Source organism: Microbulbifer sp. SE14, from assembly GCF_059834885.1.
The window spans coordinates 16,082-38,317 of the sequence record NZ_JCBAJA010000004.1 but is presented as its reverse complement, the minus strand read 5'-3'; the positions used below and the strand labels follow the sequence as shown (position 1 = coordinate 38,317).

The window sequence follows — 22,236 nt, the reverse complement described above, 5'->3', positions numbered from 1 at the left end:
ATGATTTTTTCGACTGATAGGCGCCGGCTCACGGGCGCCCCCGACCGTTTTCCGCATAAGGCCAGTTGGACTGGCCCGGCCCGCCGCACCCCGCCGGCGGGCCTCGGCTTTATTTCCGAACGCCATTCCCACCGGTGCCAGCGCACCCCGACGGCGCGCCCGCCGCCGCATCCCGATTTCCGTTTGTAAAACACCCTCAGAAAACCTGAAAAATAAGGAGGAAAAGGTGCTGGAAGTCAGCCATCTGAGCCGTTGCTATGGCACTTTCAAAGCCGTAGACAACGTCTGCTTCGCCATCGGTAAAGGCGAGATCGTCGGCCTGCTGGGTCACAACGGGGCCGGCAAGACCACCATCATGAAAATGCTGTCGGGCTACCTGGAGCCGGATGCGGGCACTGTGCGCATCGGCGGCCTGGACCTGGCCCGGCACGCGAAGGAGATACAGCGCGGCCTGGGCTACCTGCCGGAGAACCTGCCCCTTTACGGGGAGATGACGGTGGCGGATTACCTGGACTACGCCGCCGAACTCAAGGGATTGGCCGGTACCGACAAACGCGACGAGATACGCCGCGCGGTGCGCGCCACCGAGCTGGGGGCGAAACTGGATGCGCCCATCAACACCCTGTCCCGCGGCTTCAAGCAGCGGGTGGGTGTGGCCCAGGCGATCCTCGGCCGGCCCAGGCTGCTGATCCTGGACGAACCCACCAACGGCCTGGACCCGACCCAGACCCAGCAGATGCGTGAACTGATCCGCGAGATATCCCGGGAGGCCACGGTGATCCTCTCCACCCATATCCTGCAGGAGGTGGATGCGCTGTGCGACCGGGTGCTGATCATCAATTCCGGCCGCCTGGCGGTGGACGAGAAGCTGGACCGGCTGCGCTCCAGCAACGCCCTGTGGCTTGAGACCTCCGGCGCGGACGCCGCCAACAGGCTGCAGTCCCTCGACGGCATAGCGTCCGCGGAGCGCCTGGAGGGCGGCTACCGCCTGACACTGGAGGAGGGCGCCGACCTGCGCTCGGTGAGCGCGGCCGCGGCCAAAGCCGTGATCGAGGGCGGCGACCAGCTCTACCGGCTGCAGCCGGAGCAGCGGGACCTGGAGAGCCTGTTCCGCGGGGTGAGCGAATCCGCGGCAACCGCGAAGGAGGAACTGAGCCATGCAGCCTGACACCAACACATCCAACAAGAGCCTGGTCGGGCGCGTCGCCGGCAAGGAGATCACGCTGTTTTTCGCCTCGCCGGTGGCCTACCTGTTCCTGGCCTGCTTCGCGGCGGTGAGCCTGTTCGTCTTCTTCTGGGGCGAATCCTTCTTCGCCCGCAATATCGCCGACGTGCGCCCGCTGTTCGAGTGGATGCCGCTGCTGCTGATCTTCCTGTGCAGCACCCTGACCATGCGCCTGTGGAGCGAGGAGCGCCGCAGCGGCACCCTGGAGCATGTGCTGACCATGCCCGCGCCCCTGTGGCACTTCGTCGCCGGCAAGTTCCTCGCCTGCCTGGCGCTGCTGGCCATTGCGCTGGCGATCACCCTGCCGCTGCCGGTGACGGTGGCGATCATCGGCGAGCTGGACTGGGGCCCGGTGCTGGCCGGCTACCTGGCCACCTTTCTGCTCGGCGCCGCCTACCTGAGCATCGGCCTGTTCGTGTCGGCGCAGGCGAACAACCAGATAGTGAGCCTGATCGTCGCCAGCGCCCTGTGCGGCTTCTTCTACCTGCTCGGCGCGCCGGTGCTGACGGACCTGTTCGGCAGCGGCGTCGCCGAGTGGCTGCGCGCGCTCGGCACCGGCTCGCGCTTCGACGCCGTTGCCCGCGGCGTGATCGACCTGCGCGATCTCTACTACTACCTGAGCCTGGTGGCCGTCTTCCTGGCCCTGAACACCCTGGTGCTGGAGCGGGAGCGCTGGGCCAGTGGCGGCGACGGTGCCAACCGCAGCCGCTGGCGCGCGGTGACCGCACTGCTGGTGGCCAACGCCCTGGGCGCGAACCTGTGGCTGGGACAGATCCACAGCCTGCGCCTGGACGTCACCGAGGGCCGGCTCTACTCCATCTCCCCGGCCACCCGCGGCTACCTGGCGCAGTTGGAGGAGCCGCTGCTGATCCGCGGCTACTTCAGTTCCAAGACGCACCCGCTGCTGGCGCCGCTGGTACCGCAACTGCGCGACCTGCTGCGCGAATACGAAGTGGCCGGCGACGGCCGCGTGCGCGTCGAGTTCGTGGACCCGGCCAGGGAGCCGGAGCTGGAGGAGGAGGCCAACCAGAAATACGGCATAGCGCCGGTGCCCTTCCAGGTGGCGGACCGCTACCAGGCCTCCATCGTCAGCTCCTATTTCGACGTGCTGGTGCAGTACGGCGACGAGCACCAGGTGCTCGGCTTCCGCGACCTGATCGAGATCAAGGCCGGCAGCGAGACGGATGTGGACGTGCAGCTGCGCAACCCGGAGCACGACCTGACCCGCGCCGTCAGGAAGGTGCTGCAGAGCTACCGGGCCGGCGGCAACCTGTTCGACACCGTCAAGGGCGAACTGGCCTTTACCGCCTATGTGTCCGCGGACCAGCGCCTGCCGCAGCAACTGCTGGACTTCAAGCAGTCGGTGCGCGAAGTGGCCGGGGAACTGCAGAAGGAAGCCGGCGAGCGCCTGTCGGTGGAGTTCATCGATCCCGACGCCAACGGCGGCGCGGTGGCCAAACAGATCGCCGCCGACTACGGTTTCCAGCCGATGGCCGCCGGCCTCTTCGGCGAGCCCTTCTATTTCTACCTGACCCTGGCCAAGGGCGATCAGGTGGTGCAGATTCCGCTCGACGACCTGCAGAAGGAAAGCCTGGAGCGCAATTTCGAGGCCGGCATCAAGCGCTTCGCCAGCGGCTTTACCAAGACGGTGGCACTGGTGACGCCGGAGCCGGACTTCGCCCACGGCGGCGGTGCGCGCTTCTCGCAACTGGAGAGCCTGCTCGGCGCAGAGCTGAATATCGAGCGCGAGGACCTGGGCGACGGCCGTGTGTCCGGCAACGCGGATATCCTGCTGCTGCTGTCGCCGCGCAACCTGGACCAGAAGCAGCTCTACGCGGTGGACCAGTTCCTGATGCAGGGCGGCACCGTGATCGCGGCCACCTCCCCCTACAGCGCCAGCCTCAATAACCGCAACCTGAGTCTGGCAAGCGTGGACAGCGGCCTCGACGAATGGCTCGAGCATATGGGCCTGAAGATAGAGGACAAGCTGGTACTGGACCCGCAGAACAGCGCCTTCCCGGTGCCGGTCACGCGCAATATCGGCGGCTTCCAGCTGCAGGAACTGCGCATGCTCGACTACCCCTATTTCGTCGACCTGCGCGGCGACGGCCTGAACGGCGACAACCCCATCACCGCCAACCTGCCCCAGGCGACCCTGAGCTGGGCTTCGCCGATTGCGGTCGACAGGGATAAGTCCGCGGAGCGGCAGATCACCGAGCTGCTGAAGAGTTCCGCGGGCGCCTGGCTGTCTTCCTCCACCAATGTGATGCCGCGGCTGGTGGACGGCAACCTCAGTGCCTTCACGCCGGAGGGCGAGAGGGGCGCGCGGCTGCTCGGCGTGATCAGCGCCGGCCGCTTCGATTCCTATTTCGCCGACAGGCAGTCACCGCTGCTGGCTGAGCAACTGGCGGAGAAGGAAAAAGCTGCGGAAGAAGAGGGGGATGCCGAAAGCGAGAGCACGGCTGAACTGGAGTCGCTGCCGGCGCAGATCAGCCGCTCGCCGGAATCCGCGCGCATCATTCTCTTCTCCTCCAACGACTTCCTGCGCGACCAGGTGCTGCGCATGAGCGGCTCCGCCGCCGGCAGCGAATACCTGAACACGCTGCAGCTGCTGGCCAACAGTGTGGACTGGGCGCTGGAGGACGCGGGCCTGCTGTCGATCCGCTCCCGCGGCCACTTCAACCGCACACTGCCGCCGATGGAGCACGGCGCCCAGCTGTTCTGGGAATACCTGAACTATATCTGCGCCCTGCTGGCTCTGGGGCTGGTGGCCCTGGTGCAGCAGCTGCGCAAGCGCGCGCGGCAGCGCAGATACCGCGAACTGCTCGCGGGTTAAGGGAGGAATGTAATATGAAAAGACTGCAATTTTACCTGAGCGGCTTTCTCGCCCTGCAACTGGTGCTGGCCGCCGGCCTCTTCTGGCGCGAGCAGTACCAGCAGGATATTCAGCAACAGCGCGAGCCGCTGCTGGCTGTGGAGCCTGAGCAGTTGCAGCGCCTGGAAATCAGCGCGGGTGACGACACCGTCACCCTGCAGAAAGACGGCGACCAGTGGCAGCTGCCCGGGCTGCAGGACCTGCCGGTGGACAGCACCAAACTCGAGTCCCTGCTCGCGAAACTGGAGGAACTGCAAACCGGCTGGCCTGTGGCAACCAGTGGTTCCGCCCGCGAGCGTTTCGAGGTGGCGGAGGACAGGTTCCAGAAGCGGCTGCGCCTGTTCACCGGTGACGGCGAGGCGGCCGCGGAGCTGTTTATCGGCAGCTCCCCCGGCTTCCGCAGGGTGCATTTGCGCCGTGCGGACGACGACGCCATCTACGCGGTGGCACTGAACAGCTACGAGCTGCCCGCCGAGGCCGACAGCTGGCTGGACAGGAAACTGCTGGCCGCGGGCGAGGTGGAGGCCATCACCGGCCCCGACTACAAGCTCGTCAAACGCGACGGCAAGTGGCACTTCGCCGACGGCGAAAGCCCGCTGGATGAAAACAGGGCCAGCCAGCTGGCGGGTGCCCTGGAAAACCTGCGGATCACCAAACCGGCCGAAGAGGCGCCCGAGGTGGAAGCGGTTGAGCTTGTGGTCACGACCGACAGCGGCGAACTCGCCTACGAGTTTATGCAGGCGGACGACCGCTTCTTCGTGCGCCGCGGCGATCGCGAGCAGCTGTTCGAATTGAGCCGCTACGATTACGAGCGCATCGCCGATCTGCGCAACGAGAAGTTGGTACTGCAGGAAAAGGGAGAGCCGGAGCGGACGGCGGAGGAGAAAGTGGAGGAGGATTCTGCGGCTAAGAGTTAAAGAAAAGATCGATCCAAAGGCGGCCTTCGGGTCGCCTTTTTCATTGCCTAGTTGAGACTTAAATGACTTTTTTACACTTGTGTTTCTGACATTATTGGCACTTAATTCAACTTTGCATTAATCGATTGAAGCGTCCCGATGGTTCCAATATTCTGACCGGGTGCTTTTATGCAGCTGCAATAAGAAAGCGACAAGCTCATAACAATAAACCGCCCGGGTGACGGGCATTGTTTCACATAACAATAACGAGAGAGGACGGGTATATTATGCATTCCTATTCATTTAAAAAGCCTCTGTCTCTGGCCATCGCCGCCGCACTGACACTGCCGGTATCGAGTGCCTTTGCGCAAACCGAGCAAACTCCTTCCACAGATCATGGTGCAATAGAGGAAGTTGTCACCATCGGCACCCGTAAGGAAGGTGTTTCTCCTACAGAGACCCTATCGCCGGTGGACCTGGTCGGCGGTGCCGACCTGGCGGACCAGGCCAGCTTCGACCTGACCGAATCGCTGGCAAAGATAGCGCCGTCGTTCAACACCCAGCGCTTCCCGATCGCCGACGGCACTGCCTTTATCCGCCCGGTGACCCTGCGCAATCTGTCCCCGGACCAGACCCTGGTGCTGGTCAACGGCACCCGCCGTCACCGTTCCGCGCTGGTGAACCTGCAGCTGGCCCCGCTGGGTACGGTCAACCAGGGCGCCCAGGCGGTGGACTTTGCGGCTATTCCGTCCATGGCCATCGAGCGGGTGGAAGTGCTGCGCGACGGCGCCTCGGCCCAGTACGGTTCTGATGCGATTGCCGGCGTGGTCAACGTGGTCCTGAAGGACGACGCTGAGGGCGTCAGCCTGGCCGCGCAGACCGGCGAATACTTCGAGGGTGACGGCACCCGCACCAGCCTGGCCGCCAATGCCGGTTTCGGTCTGGGTGACAATGGGTTTGTAAATGCCACTATTGAACACTCCACTGCCGACAAGACCTGGCGCGGCGAGGCGCGTCCGGACGCGGAGTTCGTCGGCAGTGTAGTCGGTGTGGACCAAGTACCGCTGGACGGCCTGGGGCAGCGCTGGGGCGACCCGGAGGTGGAGACCACCAAGCTATTCGTGAATGCCGGCTTCGATATCAGCGACAGCGCCGAACTGTATGGCAACTTCGGCTACTCCAGCAACGAGACTATTTCCGACTTCTTCTACCGCGGTCCGGTGCTCGATCCGGAGCATGAATTCACCGCACGCGATACGCTGCAAAAGGATGCCGATGGTGACTTTATGCCGGATCCGGCGCCCCAGTCGCTGATCGACAGCATTGTGGCACAGGGTCTCACCCCGTCTGACTACTTGGTGGCGGACAGCTCCAGTCCCAGCGGCTACGTGCTGCGCAACCCCATCTACTCCCTGTTCCCGGGCGGCTACAACCCGCAGTTCGGCGCCGAGATCGAGGATATTTCCGTGGTATTTGGAGCCCGCGGCGAGCTGGATAACGGTCTGGGCTGGGATCTGCGTGCGCGCACCGCCGAGAACGAGGTGGCCTATGTACTCAAGGATTCCATCAACCCGAGCCTGGGTTCCCTGTCCCCGACCAGCTTCAAGCCGGGTACCCTTACCCAGGAAGAGAGCAGCCTGAACGCCGACTTCGTCAGGCCGATCGAGACGGGCGTATTTGCATCGCCGCTGAACCTGGCGTTCGGCGCCGAGTGGCGCGAGGAGACCTACTCCATCGGCGCCGGTGATGAGGCCTCGCGTATCTCGGGGCCCACTGCGGCGGTATTCGGTGTGGGTTCCGACGGCTTCCAGGGTTTCCCGACCGAAGCGGAAGGCAGCTATAGCAGCGAGAGTATGGCGGCCTATGTGGACCTGGAAGCGGACATTACCGACAGCCTGACCCTTGGCGCTGCGCTGCGCTACGAAGACTACGATCTGTTTGGCTCGACCTCTGACTGGAAGCTGTCGGCGCGCTATGACTTCACCGAGAAGTTCGCCCTGCGCGCCACCGCCAACACCGGTTTCCGCGCACCGACACCCGGCCAGGTCAATACCCTGAACGTGACTACCACCTCTGACTCCAGCGGCAACCTGATTCCCAACGGCACCTATCCGGTCAACCACCCGGTTGCCGAGGCTCTGGGGGCCATTCCGCTGACGCCGGAGGAGTCCACCAGTTTTACCATAGGTGCGGTGATCTCTCCGTTCGATAACACCAGCGTGACCATCGATTACTACAACATCGACATCGAGGACCGCCTGGCGCTGCGCAACAACACCATCGGTGCAGCGGAAGTGACGCTGCTGGAGAATGCCGGAATCGAAAACGCGGCGTTGCTGGAAGGCAGCAATGCGAACTTCTTCGTCAATGCCTACGATTCGGAAGTGTCCGGTATCGACCTGGCGATCACCAGCGACTTCGAAATCGCCGGCAACCTGCTGACCGTGGACCTGCGGCACAATCACAACCAGCAGGAAGTGAGCAAGGTGGCCGCCAATACCATCAACCAGTCGCGGGTGTTCGACCTGGAAAACCAGGTGCCCAGTGACCGCACTACCCTGACTTTCGATTTCGATACCGGGGAGATGTTCAGCAGCTACCTGCGTTTCAACCGCTACAGCGATTGGAAGTCCACCTTCGGTCTGTTCGGTCCTGGTGATGCCTCCGATGCATCCAGCTACAGCGGCGAGGTTTTGGTGGACCTGGAGGCGACTTTCACCTTCCGGGAGAATTATAAGCTGGCCCTGGGCGGTGAAAATATCTTCGATGTGCAGCCGGACGACGAGGCCGACCCCACCCTGCAGTTCCTGGGGGTGCGCCAGGCCCTTACTTCGCCGTTTGGCTTTAACGGAGGCTTCTGGTACCTGCGCGCGAGTGCGGATTTCTAAAATTTTTAGCAGTCTTTATCTACGAAAAAGGCCGGCACATCTGTGCCGGCCTTGCTCGTTTGCCTGCAGGCTCCTACCGCTGGCCTCGTTAAGGCACCTGCGGCATATCCCCGTCGCCCGTCAGCATCTGCTGCTGCAACAGCATCTCCGCCGTTACCCGCGCGTTGTAGTCCATCACCATCTGCGGCTCGTCGGTAAAGACGCCGTCCGCGCCCATGGCCGCGACCAGGGCCAGGTCGTCGGGGTTGTTGACGGTGTACACATAGTTCTTCAGGCCGCGCCGCCTGGCATCGGCGATCAGATCCGGGTCGGCGAAGTCCAGGCTCAGGTGCATGGAGTAGGCCTTCAGCGGTTCGGCGCAGGCGGCCAGGTCCAGGGGCACGCCGTCCAGCAGCACGCCACGGCGCACTTCCGGCAGCAGTTGCAGGCTCTCGTAGACCTGGCGGTGGTCGAAGGAGGAGACCAGGTACTGCTCGAAGGAGGCACCGCTGTCGCAGACGTAGGATTCCAGCTCCTGCGCCACCAGCGCGGCGCAGTTGGGGCCCTTCATCTCGATGTTCAGTTGGGCGTTGTTGCCCACCACTTCCAGCACCTCGCGCAGGGTGGGCACCCGGCCGCCGCAGGGCAGCAGCTTTTCGCGCAGGGCTTCCGGGCACATGTCGGTGAGCAGTTCGCTGCCGGCGATCAGGCGGCCGAGGCGGCGGTCGTGCTTGATCAGCAGCTGGCCGCCGACATTCCAGATATCCACCTCGATACCGTCGACATCGAATTCCAGCGCGTGCGCTATGGCCTGGAGGGTGTTCTCGGTGGCCCGCTGGCGGTAGCCGCGGTGGGAGAAGCAGAAGAGGGTACCGGGTGTCTGCATTAATCACTGACCTCGAAAGAATGCCAGCATCAGCCTGCCTATGAAGTATGACGCCGCGGTTACGGCGCTACCAATCCCGAAGGATGTTTTTAGACGATCTGGCGCTGAAATGGGCGCAGCTCATAACGGTGGTATCAGTCGCCGGCCAGGGCGCGGTAGCAGCCGCCGTGGAAAACCAGGGGTTCGCCGCCGCTGGCAGTGAACTCCAGCACCTCGCCCAGCAGTATCGTGTGGTCGCCGCCGTCGATGCACTGGGCCAGACGGCAGTGGAAATGGGCGGCGCAGTCGTCCAGTTGTGGCACCCCGTCGGGGCCCGGGTGCCAGTGCACCTGGCCGAACTTGTCGGCGCCGCGGCCGGCGAAGAGGTTGGAGACATGCTGCTGGTCGGCCTTCAGCACGTGCACCGCGAAGTGCTCCTGGCGGGTGAAGGCGTCGTAGCCGAGGGACTGCTTGTCGATGCTCCAGAGTACCAGCGCCGGATCCAGGGACACGGAGTTGAAGCTGTTGACGGTCATGCCCACGGGCTGGCCCGCCGCGTCCCGGGTGGTGACCACGGTGACACCGGTGGCGAACTGGCCCAGGGTGTCGCGCAGGGCGCGGTTCTGCTTGTCTGCGTGGGACAGGGCTTTGGGACTTTCTGTGCTCATACCGTCGGTTAATTTTTGTGCAATGTCTGTAGTGGCGGCCATTCTACGGCAAAAGTGCTCCTATTGCGCGTTTTGCCTCGGTGTGGGGCTCACCCCCTCCCCCCCGCGGCTGATTCCCCATGTAGGAGCGGCCCAGGGGTTTATCCCGGAACATCGATCGCGGCCATGGGCCGCTTCTACAGACAGTCCGAATCGCGGGTCAGTCGGCCATCAGGGGTTCGCACTCCGCCGCCAGCCTGTCCCGCGCAGCTATGGCGGAACCGGTCAGGGCGAAGCCGAGCAGGCGGCCGTCGGCGGAGCGGAATTCCGCCTGCACGCCGCTCTCGCTGCTGTCGATATGCCAGCTGCCCTCGGCGCCGGGGCGCGGCGGGCAGACGGTGGTGGGGCGCAGGGTGGTCTTGACCGCCACCGGGATGGCGCCGTAGTGCACCGGCGTCGGCGTGCCGGCCAGGGTCCTGGCCAGGGCGCGGGCGCAGGCCATCAGCGGGGCGACGAAGTAGAGCAGGTGGCCGTCCACCTCGGCGCAGTCGCCGAGGGCGAAGATGTTGGCGTCGCTGGTCTGCAGCTGGCGGTCCACTTCTATGCCCCGCGCAACCCGCAGGCCGGCGGCTTCCGCCAGGCCGGTGTTGGCCTGCAGGCCCAGGGCGGCCAGGGCGACATCCGCCTCAAGGTGTTCGCCGTTGTCCAGCTGGGCCCGGATGCCGCCGCCACTGCGGTCGAGGCGGGTCACTTTGGTGTTGCCGTGGAAGCGCACCCCCTTGGATTCGAGCGTGCGCTGCAGGTCGCGGCCAGCGGCCTCCGGCAGCAGTGTGGCCAGGGGCCAATCCAGCGGGTCCACCATCTCCACCCCATAGCCACTCTGGATCAGGTCGTTGGCGAACTCGCAGCCGATCAGGCCGGCGCCGAGCAGCAGCACGCGCTTGCGGTCGGCCCCATTTCCTGCGAGGGCGGTGCGGAAGCGGTGGTAGTCGCCGAGGCTGTTAATGCGGAACAGGCGCGCTTGGCCGTCGCCGTCGACGGCCGGCAGGGCGCGGCAGCCAGCGCCGGTGGCCAGTACCAGCTTGCCGTAGCGCAGTTCGGCGCTGTGGCTGCCGCTGTCCGGCACCAGGGTCAGGGTCCTGGTGCGGGCGTCGATATCGGTGACCTGGGTGTGCACCAGCATCTCCGCCTTCAGCTCCCGCGCCATCTCCTCGGCGGAGGCACTGGCCAGCTGCTGGGGCGTCCTGCCGTGGGCCAGGGAGGCGGACAACAGCGGCTTGGAGTAGAAGGTGCCGTCGTCGCCGGTGATCAGCACCAGTGGGGTGGACTGGTCCAGCTTGCGGAATTCGCGGGCCAGGTTGTAGCCGGCGAGGCCGGTGCCGACGATCACCAGCGGCTCTTTATCCTGCTCGAGGGCGCCGCTATCGATGGCCGCGGCGGGAGCCGGCTCGGCTTCCACCTCGGCCACCAGCACCATATCGAATTCATCCTTGCCCACACCGCACTGGGGGCAGCACCAGTCCTCGGGGATATCCTCCCAGCGGGTGCCGGGGGCTATACCGTCCTCCGGCCAGCCCCTGGACTCGTCGTAGGTCCAGCCGCACACCATGCATTCCCAGATGCGATAGGCGGCCGGTTTGGCGGATGCGGTGGGTGCGGCGCTCACAGATGGGGCGGGTGCGACCGGGGCTTGTTCCTGCGGCTGCGGTGCGGCCGCCACCTCGACCATGGCGAAATCCTCCTTGGCCGCGCCGCACTCGGGGCAGCACCAGTCGTCGGGGATGTCGTCCCAGCGGGTGCCCGGGGCTATACCGTCCTCCGGCCAGCCCTTGGCTTCATCGTAAATCCAGCCACAGATCTGACATTCCCAAACACGGTATTCGGCCATTGTTCCCCCGGTCATCTACAGAAAACCCGGCGGCGGCCGGGTTCATGGAATTACTGGACGGGGAATATTAAGGAAAAAAATCGAGGAAGTCGCTACTCGGTATCCCGCTGGGCGATGTTGGTCAGCGCGCTGTGGTAGATCTCGGCGATCTCCCCGGGGTGGGTGATGGAGATACCCAGGTCGTGCACCAGGCCGTCCTTGAGGCCGTAGACCCAGCCGTTCACCGACAGCGACTGGCCGCGGCGCCAGGCGTCCCTGACGATGGTGGTCTGGCACACATGGATCACCTGTTCCAGCACGTTCAGCTCGCACAGCAGGTCGGTGCGTTCCTGCTGCTGGAAGAGGTCGATCAGTGTGTGGTGCTTGTCGCGCACATCCTGGATATGGCGCAGCCAGTTGTCGATCAGGCCCAACTGCTGGTTCTGAAGTGCCGCCTGTACGCCGCCGCAGCCGTAGTGGCCACAGACGATGATGTGCTTCACTTTGAGGATCTCCACCGCATACTGCAGTACCGACAGGCAGTTCAGGTCCGTATGCACCACCACGTTGGCCACGTTGCGGTGCACGAATAATTCGCCCGGCAGAAGGCCGACGATTTCGTTGGCGGGCACGCGGCTGTCGGCGCAGCCGATCCACAGGTATTCGGGGGACTGCTGTTCGGAGAGTTTGAGGAAAAAGTCCGGCTTCTCCTCGCGGGTGGAGCGGGACCACTGTTTGTTGTTCTGGAGTAGATGCTTGAGCGGGCGCAATGGGGATTCCTAATGTGACTGTTTGTCCATTAGGCTTGCAGCATAGCGGCTTTGCCGGTGGCGGCCAAGCGGAATGCGTCACTATCTGTTAGGCTGCTGCAGAATCCAGGGCCTAAATGCAAGGGAACGCAGATCATGGCAAAAAGAAGAGGGCGGGTATCCCGCAGGCAGTGGCGAAACTCCTACCGCGCCAGCTCCCTGTGCCGGCACCGCAAGCGGGTGCGCTGGCTGCTGGCGCAGCGTACCCGCTTGCACGACTACCTGCGCCGCTTTGCCCACGCCGAAGAAGGACAGTAAAAAATTTGCAGTAAATGGATGTGACCATGAACGAAACAGCTACCACAGTGACTACCTTGATCGCCGATTACCGCGATCCGCAACAGGCCCGGGATATCCTGGCGCTGATGGACGAATACGCGCGGGATCCCTTCGGCGGCGGCGAGCCCCTGTCCGATTTTTGCCGCGAGCAGCTGCTGCAGAAACTGGCGGAATTCCCCGGCGCCTTCAGCGTGCTGGCCTACCGCGACGGGGAAGCCCTGGGGCTGGTCAACTGCTTTATGGGATTCTCCACCTTTGTCTGCAAGCCGCTGGTCAATATCCACGACGTGGTCGTCAGCAAAAAGGCCCGCGGTGCCGGTGTCTGTACCGAGATGCTGGACCTGGTGGCGCGCGAGGCGAAAAGCCGCGGCTGCTGCAAGCTGACCCTGGAGGTGCTGGAGAAAAACCTGCCGGCGCAGATGGCCTACCGCAAGTGCGGTTTCAAACCCTATGCGCTGGACGAGGAGATGGGGCAGGCGGAGTTCTGGCAGAGATATCTCTAGATTTGGGAGAAATGCGGGCTGGAGATCTGGTGTTGTCGTCATTCCGGTAGAGGCCGGAAACCAGGTGCCGCTGAACTGGATACCGGCCTGCGCCGGTATGACGAACCGTTAAATACTTGAGCGGGAACAGATACCCTCAGGCTTGATCGCTAGCCATCTGCGCGCTTTTTTCGCCCAACTGCCGCCCCAGCGCCACAAGCGCACAGGCGGCGACCAGCCCCGCACAAACCAGCATCCCCGATAGCGGTTGCGCCGGCGTCAATGTGTAGATCCAGCCCCCCAGCGCAAAGCCGAGGGTGTAGCCCCCGGTATGCATCAGCGACAGCAGCCCGAACAGGCGCCCCCGCCGCCCGATTTCCCCGCTGAGCAGCGCGCTGTAGCCCGGCACCAGGAAAGCCACACCCGCGACAAATACCAGCAATCCCAGCAGCGCGGTGGCGCCGCCCAGGGCCAGCGACAATAGCGCGGTTCCACCGCTGAACAGCAGAGCCCCGATCGCCAGGCCGAGGCGCGGCGCCCGCAGCCTGCGCACCAGTCCCCACTGCACCAGGAAGCCGCAGATCGCCACTGCCGCCAGCAGCAGCGCCGTGGTGCTCGAGGCGTGCACCGCGCTCATCCCGTAGAGGTCCGTCAGCACCGGGCCCATTGCCACCTGCAGTTGGCCTATGGTGGCGGTGCCCAGCAGGGCCGTCGCGAAGAGGGCGCAGAGGCGCAGATTCAACGCCGGCCCGGGCGACTTTTCTCCGGCACTGGCGCCGGCGGCGGGAATTCCCGGCACCAGCGCCAGGCTCGCCAGCGGCAGCAGCACCAGCCAGGCCAGCGGCCAGAGTCCCCCTGCGGCGAGCGCCGGCAGGACCAGCAGCGGTCCCAACCCGCGCCCCAGGTTGGCTGCCGCGCTGAGCCCGGACAGGGTCGCCAGGCGCCGCTCCGGGGGACTCATTTCTGTCGCCCAGGCCTGGCAGCCGGGATAGATACCCGCCGCGCTGAGGCCGTAGATCACCCGGCTCAGTCCCAGCAGTACCAGCGCCGCGGTGGATTCCAGCAGTCCCCCAGCCATCAGCAGTAGCAGCGCGACGAAGAGCCCCTGGGCCAATAGCGCGCCCGCCAGGCCGGCCAACAGCACCGGCTTGCGGCCGAATCGATCGCCGAACGCCCCCCACAGGGGCCCCGCCAACATCAGGCACAGGGTGCCCAGCGCCACCAGGCTGCCGATGCTCGCCAGGTCGAGGCCGCAGCGCTCGCCGATCAGTGGAACCTGTGTCAGCAGCACAACCTGGGCCGCGCCCTGGGATGCGACCACCAGATTGATCCGCCGAAGATAAACCACCTGTTGCATCCAACCCCCCCCGCACCCTGAAAAAACAAGTCGAAACCGGAAAATTCGCGGCATCGATTCTGTGCTCTGCATCGCGCCGGATGTTTTTTTCACCCAACCCCTTGATCGGCGACCAAAATACCTTCATGCTTTTAATAATGCAAATGATTCGCATTTAAATTAATCGAGAAAATTTGAGCACTATGGAAGCATTACCAGAAGTTGCGGCGGCGACAGCAGCGGAGGCAGTAGTGGGGGAGGAAACAGGCATGGGTACGGAAGGCGACGGATTGCCGGCAGCCGAAACCTGCTCCCGCGAGCGGGCTGCGCGCATTGCCGCCGAGCGACTGTCGGCCAACTGTTTTTTCAACGCGCTGCTGCGGGAGACAGAAGCTGGCGAGTGGCTGGAGGGGCCCGGCGCACTGCCCGGCGGTATCAGTGCGCCGGTGGTGCGCATAGCGCTGCCGGGGAGCGGCGCCCAGCTGCTGCTGCCGGTGAGTTACCGCAGCCAGTGCGGACGACACCAGTTTTCGCTGCCGATCGTCTACCGGCGCGACGATGGCCGCACGAGTGCGATCGACCTGGCGGGAGCGGCGCTGCTGGTGGCGGAGGAGCCGGTCTTCTTTCCCGAGGCCGGGGCGGAGCAGCGCCGGCAGTTTGCCGCGCGCGTCCGGGCCAGCGTTCGCAATATGGCCCAGGCGCTGGCCGCCCGCGACGGTGATTACGGACGGCTGTTCGGCGAATCGCTGGACTTCGCCCAGGCGGAGCAGGCGCTCTTCTGCGGCCACTCCATCCACCCGACCCCGAAGAGCCGCGAGCCCTTTACCGACGGAGATGCACGGCGCTACGCGCCCGAGTTCGGCAACACCTTCGAACTGATGTGGTTGGCGGTTTCACCGAAGCAGTTGCGCGGTGCCAGCGGCAGCGAGGTCTCGGCGGAGGAGTATGCGCGTCTGTTGTGGAGCAGCGACTGTGTGCGCGGCAAACTGCCCAGGGGCTACCTGCCGGTGCCGGCACATCCCTGGCAGTGGAATTTCCTGCGCGGCGACGCGCGCGTGGCGGAGCTGTTGCAGCGCGGTGACATTGTCGAGCTGGGGCAGGGGGGCAGCCCCTGGCGTGCCACCTCGTCACTACGCGCGGTCTACGGTGCGCACAGCCCCTATATGCTGAAATTCTCCCTCAGCCTGAAGCTGACCAATTCCCTGCGCACGCTGCTGCCGAAGGAAATGGCCCGTGGCCTGGAGGTGCCCCGTGTGCGCAATACGCCGGTGGGCAGGGAGTTTGCCCGGCGCTACCCGGATTTCCGCTTGCTGGCGGAACCCGCCTACCTGCTGCTGGCGGACAGCCGCGGCGAACAGATCACCGAGAGCCTGGTGATGTTCCGGGAAAATCCTTTCCTCGGCCGCGCCGCGGAAAACACTTGCCTGCTCGCCACCCTGACCCAGGACCACCCGGCCGGCGAGCCCTGCCGCGCTGCGCAGCTGATCCTCCGCCACGCGGAGCGTCGTGGAATTTCCACTGCCGACGCGACGCGCCAGTGGTTTGCCCGCTTCCTCGACGCGGTGATAGAGCCGCTGCTGATTGCCCAGGCCGACTACGGCCTGTTGTTCGGCGCCCACCAGCAGAACCTGATCCTGGCCTTCGACGATGAGATGCCTGCAGCCGGTTACTTCCGCGACTGCCAGGGCAGCGGTTACAGCCGCCTGGGGGAATCGCTGTTGAAACCCTATCTGCCGGACCTGGCCGCGGCCAGCGAAAACGTGATCGAGGACGTGATGGCCAACAGGCTCTTCGCCTACTACCTGATCGTCAACAGCGGCTTCGGCCTGATCGGCGCCCTGGGTGCGGCGGGCCTGCTGCCGGAGCGGGAACTGCTCGCGCAGTTGCGCGAGCGTCTGCAGCAACTCTACGACGGGTCGCGCCGGGATCGCAGCTGCCTGGAATACCTGCTGCAGGCGGAGGAACTCTGGGCCAAGGGCAACTTCCACTGCGCGGTGATCGGCATGAACGAGACTACCAGTGACGACCCGCTGTCGATCTATCACCGCATGCCGAACCCGCTGCTCGTCAATTCGTAACCCCGTTCGTTTCCGTATTTTTTATTTCATATCAGGAGTGATTATGACCAGCCCCGCAGCCCTGGCCGAAGCGGAAGTGGAAAACACCCCGCAATTCGAGTTTCTCCCCGGCCGCAATTCTGTCCGATTCAGCTCCGGTCGGCCGGAAATCCTCCATCTGGACCGGCTATTCCAGCAGAATCTGTCGCTGAACAGGATAATTCTGCCCGACGACTCCGCGCTAGCGCGCGCCGACTTCTACCAGCGCACCACCCCCTGGTATAGCGGCGGTAATGCCGGCAGTTTTCCGCTTAACTGGGTGGAGACGGAGCAGGGCCTGCGCCATCCGCTGCGGCCGGAGGTGCCGGCGGGCGAGGTCTACCGGCGGCACATCTTTGATCTGGGGATGGACTTCAGCCTGCGGCGCCTGGATCCCGAGCTGGACCTGGAACGCTTTACCGACTGGATGAACCAGCCGCGGGTGGCGGAATTCTGGGAGGAGCAGGGAGACAGGGAAAAGCAGCGCAACTATATCGAGGGCGTATTGAATGATCCGCACAAGGATCCGCTGATCGCCTGTTTCGACGATAGGCCCTTCGCCTATTTCGAACTCTACTGGGCCCTGGAGGACCGCCTCGGTCCCTACTACGATGCCCAGCCCTACGACCGCGGCCTGCATCTGCTGGTGGGGGAGACGGAATTTCTCGGCAGCCGCTTCGCCCACGCCTGGTTGACATGCGTCTGTCACTTTATGTTCCTCGACGACTGTCGCACCCTGCGCCTGGCCGGCGAGCCCCGCGCCGACAATGCCGCGATCCTCAAATATATCCAGCGCATGCCCGGCTGGCGCAAGGTGAAGGAATTTGATTTCCCGCACAAGCGCGCCGCGCTTGTGCTGTGTGAGCGGGATGAATTTTTTCGCGGCCTGGGGGCGCTATGAGCCGGCAAAGCGAATACTGGGGCCGCGCCAACCGCGCGCTGATCGCCAAGTCCCTGGCTGAACTCTGCTACGAGCAGGCACTGCGCGCCGACGCTGAATCCGCGGAGATGTTCAGCGTTTCCCTGCAGAACGGTGTGCGCTATCGCTTCCGCGCGCGCCTCACCGTCTGGGACTGGCTGCATATAGACGCGGGCAGTGTCGAGCGCGAACATCTCGGCCTGCGCGCGCCGGCGGAAGACGCGGCGCAGTTTTATATCGACGCTGCCGCCGACCTGGAAGTGAATCCCGGCACCCTCGGCAACCTGCTGCACGAAACCGCCAATACCCTGGCTGCGGATATGGTCCTGCTGGAAAAGCGGCAGGGGCTGGATGCGCTGGTGCTGGCGCAGCTGCCCGACGAACAGCTGCAGTGCCTGCTGGACGGCCACCCCAAGGCTATGGTCAACAAGGGCCGCATCGGTTGGGGCGCGGAGGAGTTCGCCAGTTACGGCACCGAGTCCGCCCGCGGCGTGCGCCTGCTGTGGCTGGCGGTGAAGCGCAACCTGACCGTCAGCGGCAACAGCGCGGACTGGCCCTGGGAAAAACTGCTCGGCGAGAGTCTCGACGGCGAACATCTGGCGCAGTTCGATGAAGTCTGTAGGCAGCGGAAGCTGAACTGGAATGATTACCTGCCCCTGCCGGTGCATCCCTGGCAGTGGCAGCGGCATATCCGCCACCACTTCGCGAATGAGATTGTCCGCGGAAAGATCGTTCTGCTGGGCGAATTCGGCGATGAATACCTGCCGCAGGTCTCCCTGCGCACCCTGTCCAATCTCGGGCGCCCGCAGGCGCTGCATATCAAGCTGCCGCTGACGGTGCTGAACACCTCCTGCTATCGCGGTATTCCCGGCCAGTATATGCGCTGCGGCCCGGATCTCTCCGCCTGGATGCAGCGGTTGTGCGACAGCGACAGCCAACTGCGCCAACGCGGCACCGATGTGTTGCAGGAAGTGGCCGGCCTGCATGTGCCGCACCTGCATCACGAGCAGATAGAGGGCACGCCCTACCGCTACCGGGAAATGCTCGGGGCTACATGGCGGCAGAGCCCGGCGGCCAAGTGCGCCGGGGGCGAGCGCCACCTGTTGATGGCATCTCTGCTGCAGACGGACGCCGCCGGCAGTTCGGTGGCGGCCGCCCTGATCGGGAAGTCCGGCCTGGATGCGGAGACCTGGCTGGAGCGGCTGTTCGATGCCACCGCAGTGCCCCTCTACCACCTGCTGTGTCGTTACGGCGTCGGCTTGGTGGCCCATTCGCAGAACCTGACCCTGGTGCTGCGGGACAATAGGGTCAGTCGCGTACTGCTGAAGGATTTCCAGGGCGACCTGCGCCTGGCGGAAGGGGACTTCCCCGAGCGCGCCGGCCTGCCGCCGTCTGCCGCGGAGGTGATCGGCCGGCTGCCGCCCAACTACATTATCCACGACCTGTTCACCGGCCACTTCGTTACCGTGCTGCGCTATCTGTCCGCACAGCTACAGGCTGAAATCGGTCTGGAAGAGTTGCGCTTCTACGGGGTGCTGGGCCGCGTACTGCGCACCTATCAAGAGGGGGCGCTGCGGGAAATGCCGCAGCTGCGCGCGCGCTTCGAGCTCTTCGACCTCTTCCGCCCGACCATAGAGCGGGTCTGCATCAACCGCGTGCGCCTGCGCCAGGGCTACGACGACAGTGCCGAGAGGCCGGTGCCCATCGTTGGCGGCGAGCTGCGCAATCCGCTCTGCCAGGCGGAGCGGCGAGACCAGTTTGCCCCCAACCTTTCAACTCCAACCGACTCACCGATCGAGGCCGCACAATGACTGCTCCACTCGACCTGGCCGGCATAGGTGCCGGCCCATTCAATCTCGCCGTCGCCGCGCTGCTGCACCGGCAGCCGCTCTCCCACCGCTTCTTCGAGGCCAAGGCGGAATACGCCTGGCACCCGGGTCTGATGTTGCCGGGCTCCGCGCTGCAGACCTCCTATTTAAAGGACCTGGTCACGCCGGTGGACCCGACCAACCCCTACAGTTTTCTCGCCTACCTGGTGGCCCGGCGGCGTTTCTACGATTTCCTGCACGCGGAACAGGCGTCCATCAGCCGCCGCGAGTTCTCCGACTACCTGCAGTGGGTGGCGGCGCAACTGGCCGAATGCCGGGCGCTGCAGATGGGCTGCCGCGTGCGGGCAGTGCTGGACCGCGGCGACCATTTCGAGCTGGAAGTCAGTGGGAAAAACGGCAGCGAGAAAGTGCTGGCCAGAAACCTGTGCGTGGCCGCAGGCAAAAAGCCCCAGGTGCCGGACTGCTGCGAGCCGCTGCTGTCCGGGCGCTGTTTCCACGCGCTGGAAATCGCACTGCGCAACCCGGATGTGCGCGGCAAGCGCGTGGCTGTGATCGGCGGCGGCCAGACGGGCGCCGAGGTGGTCCTCAATCTGCTGGACGATCACTGGGGTCGGCCGCAGCAGGTGTCGTGGGTGTCCCGCCGCAGCAATTTCCTGCCCCTGGACGAAACCCCCTTCACCAACGACTGGTTCACGCCGGCCTATGTGGATGTGTTCCGCGGCCTGCCGAAGGGGCGCCGGGTGGAGGTCGTCGGGGAGCAGAAACTGGCGTCCGACGGCATATCCCCGGACACACTGAAGGCACTCTACCAGCGCTTCTACCGGCTGACTCACCTGGAGGGGGAGGGCGAGCGGCTTGCGCTGCTGCCCAACCGGGAACTGCGGGGCCTGACTCGCCACAGCGCCTACGAAATGGACTTGCAGAATCACCTGCAGGGAGAGGCCGAATCCCACAGCGCCGATCTGGTCATCCTCTGCACCGGCCTGCGCGAGGCACTGCCGGCCTGCCTGGCGCCACTGCAGGATCGACTGCAGCGTGATGCAGACGGGCGGCTGCTGCTGGATGATGCCTTTGGAGCGCAGTTGCAGGGCGCCTCCGGCCGCCGGCTGTATTTTCTCGGCGCCGGCCGTTACAGCCACGGTATTGCCGAGCCGCAACTCAGCCTGTCGGCCTGGCGCGCCGCCCAGGTGGTGAACGATCTCGCCGGCCGCATCGTCTACGATACCGACCAGAGTGGCAATTTTATTCAGTGGATAACGCGGCGCGAGCCCCGGGTTGCGGTGGCCTGAAGGCGCCAGTGACCAGTGGCTAGTGGTCAGTGTCCAGCGGCCGATGTTGCGTTACTTTCCACTCTTCCACGACCTCTAACCACGGCGCGGAGCGCTTCCCTGTGCAATACTTTCTGCAGCAATGAGTTCGGTGCGTGTACCAGGAAATGCATCAGTTTGGTGCGCATGCCGAACAGGGAGGAAGTTTGCGATGCGATTGAGTTCTACCCTTGCTCAGGGGCGTTATCACTACAGCTGCGACGGCCGCGAAATGCCGGTACAGGACAGCTGGCAACTGGGTGAAGACGGCGCGGGTCGCCGCGTACTGATCAGCCAGCGCCTGGTCGGTGAACAGGGCTTCGGTATGGAAGTCAGTGCCCTGTTCAGCGAAGGGCTGGTGAGTGATTTCCAGGTGAGCTGGCGGGATCAGGTGGACGAAGTGAACGCCCATTATCGGCTCTGCTACGCAGAGGGCGATGCGCCGGGGCTGGGCGACACCATAGAGGCGAACTGGACCGGCCCCAATGGTCCCCAGCAGGCCTTTGTCGAAGGCAGGGGCCGGCTGCTGTTCCCGCTGATGCGCATCTTTATGGGACCGTTGCTGCTGAAGCTGGAGCAGTTCCGCGAGGGGCTGGAAGTGGTCACCCCGGATATCGTCGATCCGTCCCAGCGGGGCAAACTGCTGGCGCCGCGGGTCAGCCACCGCAGCGCCAGGCCCATGGCCGGCGACGCCGCCACCCAGGGGGCGCAGGAACTCGGCGCCAACGTCTGCGGCTATATCTATCAGGGCGACGAGGCAGAGCGCGACGCTCACTGCTATGTGGACGAGCGCGGTCTGCTGGTCGGTTACGACTGGCCCTCCAGCACCGGTCGCCTGTGGCAGGTGCGATTGCGGGACCTGGAGTGGTCGCCGCAGCTTCTCAGTCTTATCTGATCAAAAAATAGACAAATCGAGTCCGGCGAGTCTAAGCTTTTCGGGTAGTTGGCTTTAACAGGGAGTAAAAGCCATGCCCTCTGCACATCAGTTGGGACGATTGATCTGTCTGCTCTGCCTGCTCTTCCAGTCCAACCCTGGCTTCGGACGCGACTTACTGCGGGAGGAGGCAGTGCCTCCCGGTCCGGGGGGCCCTATTTCTTCCGGCAGCCCCGCCGAGACCGGTCAATCCGACAGTGGTGGAAAGGCTCACGTCAGCGACCGGATCCAGGCGGTCCGCGAGGCCTCGAATAACCGCTTCTCATTGGCTTCACACAAGACCAATTACGTACTGCCGGTATCCTATAGCGATACCCGCGGTGAGGGGGGAGAACCCGGCGCCGTGCCGGCGGATTGGAATGAACTCGAAATGGAGTTCCAGCTCTCGGTGCAGGTGCCCGTCTGGAGCGGTGTATTCGGCGAGGCCTCATTCGTCAGCCTCGCCTATACCAACCGCAGCTTTTGGCAGTCGTACACGAGTTCTGCGCCCTTCCGCGAAAGCAGCCACGAACCCGAACTTATTGCGACCTGGCTCAGCGACTGGAAGCTGTTCGGATTCCAGTGTGTGGCCAGCCAACTGGCTGTCAGCCACCAGTCCAACGGCCGCGGAGACCAGATGTCGCGCGGCTGGAACCGGGTTTACGCGAACTTTATTTTCGAGCGGGAGGATTATTTCCTGTCGTTCAAACCCTGGTACCGCATTCCCGACGGTACCTGGGACGACAATCCGGACATCGAATTCTATATGGGGAATTTCGAACTGGAGGGAGGCTATCGCGCCGACGGATACGGCGCCTCGTTTTTATTGCGCAATAACCTGCGCTCGGACAACCGGGGCGCGGTTGAACTGCGCTGGTCCTTCCCTGTCGGACAAAGGATTCGCGGTTACCTGAAATATTTCAACGGCTATGGCGAGAACCTGGTGAATTACGACAGGCACCAGCAGTCATTCGGGGTGGGAATTGAATTGGCGCAGGGTTTTTAGGGAAAGTTATAGAGAAGG

Annotated in this window: 17 protein-coding genes; 12 read left to right on the top strand and 5 right to left on the bottom strand. The window is 64.3% G+C overall.

The genetic code is table 11. The features are described 5' to 3' along the window. Positions 1–226 precede the first annotated feature (226 nt). The 4 genes from AC6R19_RS04315 (at position 227) to AC6R19_RS04300 (ending at position 7,884) form a co-directional block, all read left to right on the top strand. Entirely contained in the window at positions 227–1,168 is a 942-nt protein-coding gene (locus AC6R19_RS04315; protein ID WP_500578388.1) for an ABC transporter ATP-binding protein, read from the top strand. Further along, positions 1,158–4,061 (top strand): Gldg family protein, encoded by a 2,904-nt coding sequence (locus AC6R19_RS04310; RefSeq protein WP_500578387.1) that lies wholly within the window; start codon positions 1,158–1,160, stop codon positions 4,059–4,061. Before AC6R19_RS04315 ends, AC6R19_RS04310 begins: the two co-directional genes overlap by 11 nt. 14 nt (positions 4,062–4,075) lie before the next feature. Next, positions 4,076–5,017, top strand: coding sequence for a DUF4340 domain-containing protein (locus AC6R19_RS04305; protein ID WP_500578385.1), 942 nt, complete (start codon positions 4,076–4,078; stop codon positions 5,015–5,017). A gap of 266 nt (positions 5,018–5,283) precedes the next feature. Further along, positions 5,284–7,884: a TonB-dependent receptor plug domain-containing protein gene (locus AC6R19_RS04300; protein ID WP_500578383.1), complete on the top strand. Its 2,601-nt coding sequence runs from the start codon at positions 5,284–5,286 to the stop codon at positions 7,882–7,884. A gap of 88 nt (positions 7,885–7,972) precedes the next feature. Here AC6R19_RS04300 and AC6R19_RS04295 read toward each other — a convergent pair whose 3' ends face one another. The 4 genes from AC6R19_RS04295 to can all read right to left on the bottom strand — a co-directional run bounded on the left by AC6R19_RS04295 (position 7,973) and on the right by can (position 12,012). Continuing rightward, positions 7,973–8,749, bottom strand: coding sequence for a glycerophosphodiester phosphodiesterase (locus tag AC6R19_RS04295; RefSeq protein ID WP_500578381.1), 777 nt, complete (start codon positions 8,747–8,749; stop codon positions 7,973–7,975). Positions 8,750–8,883: 134 nt separating this feature from the next. Beyond that, positions 8,884–9,396, bottom strand: a complete 513-nt coding sequence (locus AC6R19_RS04290; protein WP_500578380.1) for a flavin reductase family protein — start codon at positions 9,394–9,396, stop codon at positions 8,884–8,886. Positions 9,397–9,595: 199 nt separating this feature from the next. Continuing rightward, entirely contained in the window at positions 9,596–11,263 is a 1,668-nt protein-coding gene (locus tag AC6R19_RS04285; protein WP_500578378.1) for an FAD-dependent oxidoreductase, read from the bottom strand. Positions 11,264–11,355: 92 nt separating this feature from the next. Next, positions 11,356–12,012: a carbonate dehydratase gene (gene can / locus AC6R19_RS04280; RefSeq protein WP_500578377.1), complete on the bottom strand. Its 657-nt coding sequence runs from the start codon at positions 12,010–12,012 to the stop codon at positions 11,356–11,358. Between the two features lie 135 nt (positions 12,013–12,147). Between can and AC6R19_RS04275 the strand changes: the two genes are divergently transcribed. Both AC6R19_RS04275 and AC6R19_RS04270 read left to right on the top strand, forming a co-directional pair. Continuing rightward, a complete protein-coding gene (locus AC6R19_RS04275; protein WP_500578376.1) occupies positions 12,148–12,309 on the top strand; it encodes a hypothetical protein in 162 nt (53 codons plus the stop codon). 26 nt (positions 12,310–12,335) lie between these two features. Next, complete coding sequence (locus tag AC6R19_RS04270; RefSeq protein WP_500578375.1) at positions 12,336–12,833, top strand: GNAT family N-acetyltransferase; 498 nt, start codon at positions 12,336–12,338, stop codon at positions 12,831–12,833. Between the two features lie 136 nt (positions 12,834–12,969). On the opposite strand, the gene AC6R19_RS04265 is transcribed toward AC6R19_RS04270, so the two are convergent. Next, positions 12,970–14,169: an MFS transporter gene (locus tag AC6R19_RS04265; protein ID WP_500578374.1), complete on the bottom strand. Its 1,200-nt coding sequence runs from the start codon at positions 14,167–14,169 to the stop codon at positions 12,970–12,972. Between the two features lie 248 nt (positions 14,170–14,417). Here AC6R19_RS04265 and AC6R19_RS04260 point away from each other — a divergent pair, with 248 nt between their 5' ends. The 6 genes from AC6R19_RS04260 (at position 14,418) to AC6R19_RS04235 (ending at position 22,218) form a co-directional block, all read left to right on the top strand. Continuing rightward, positions 14,418–16,226, top strand: coding sequence for an IucA/IucC family protein (locus AC6R19_RS04260; protein ID WP_500578373.1), 1,809 nt, complete (start codon positions 14,418–14,420; stop codon positions 16,224–16,226). A 43-nt stretch (positions 16,227–16,269) separates the two neighbouring features. Beyond that, on the top strand, positions 16,270–17,145 hold the full coding sequence (locus AC6R19_RS04255) for a GNAT family N-acetyltransferase (RefSeq protein ID WP_500578372.1): 876 nt from the start codon (positions 16,270–16,272) through the stop codon (positions 17,143–17,145). Then, on the top strand, positions 17,142–18,974 hold the full coding sequence (locus AC6R19_RS04250) for an IucA/IucC family protein (protein WP_500578370.1): 1,833 nt from the start codon (positions 17,142–17,144) through the stop codon (positions 18,972–18,974). Before AC6R19_RS04255 ends, AC6R19_RS04250 begins: the two co-directional genes overlap by 4 nt. After that, on the top strand, positions 18,971–20,281 hold the full coding sequence (locus AC6R19_RS04245; RefSeq protein ID WP_500578369.1) for a lysine N(6)-hydroxylase/L-ornithine N(5)-oxygenase family protein: 1,311 nt from the start codon (positions 18,971–18,973) through the stop codon (positions 20,279–20,281). The genes AC6R19_RS04250 and AC6R19_RS04245 overlap by 4 nt, the downstream gene beginning before the upstream one ends. Before the next feature lie 190 nt (positions 20,282–20,471). Continuing rightward, on the top strand, positions 20,472–21,194 hold the full coding sequence (locus AC6R19_RS04240; protein ID WP_500578368.1) for a hypothetical protein: 723 nt from the start codon (positions 20,472–20,474) through the stop codon (positions 21,192–21,194). Positions 21,195–21,267: 73 nt separating this feature from the next. Further along, positions 21,268–22,218 carry a phospholipase A gene (locus AC6R19_RS04235; protein ID WP_500578366.1) on the top strand — a complete coding sequence of 317 codons (951 nt, stop codon included), beginning with the start codon at positions 21,268–21,270 and terminating at the stop codon, positions 22,216–22,218. Positions 22,219–22,236: the final 18 nt, after the last annotated feature.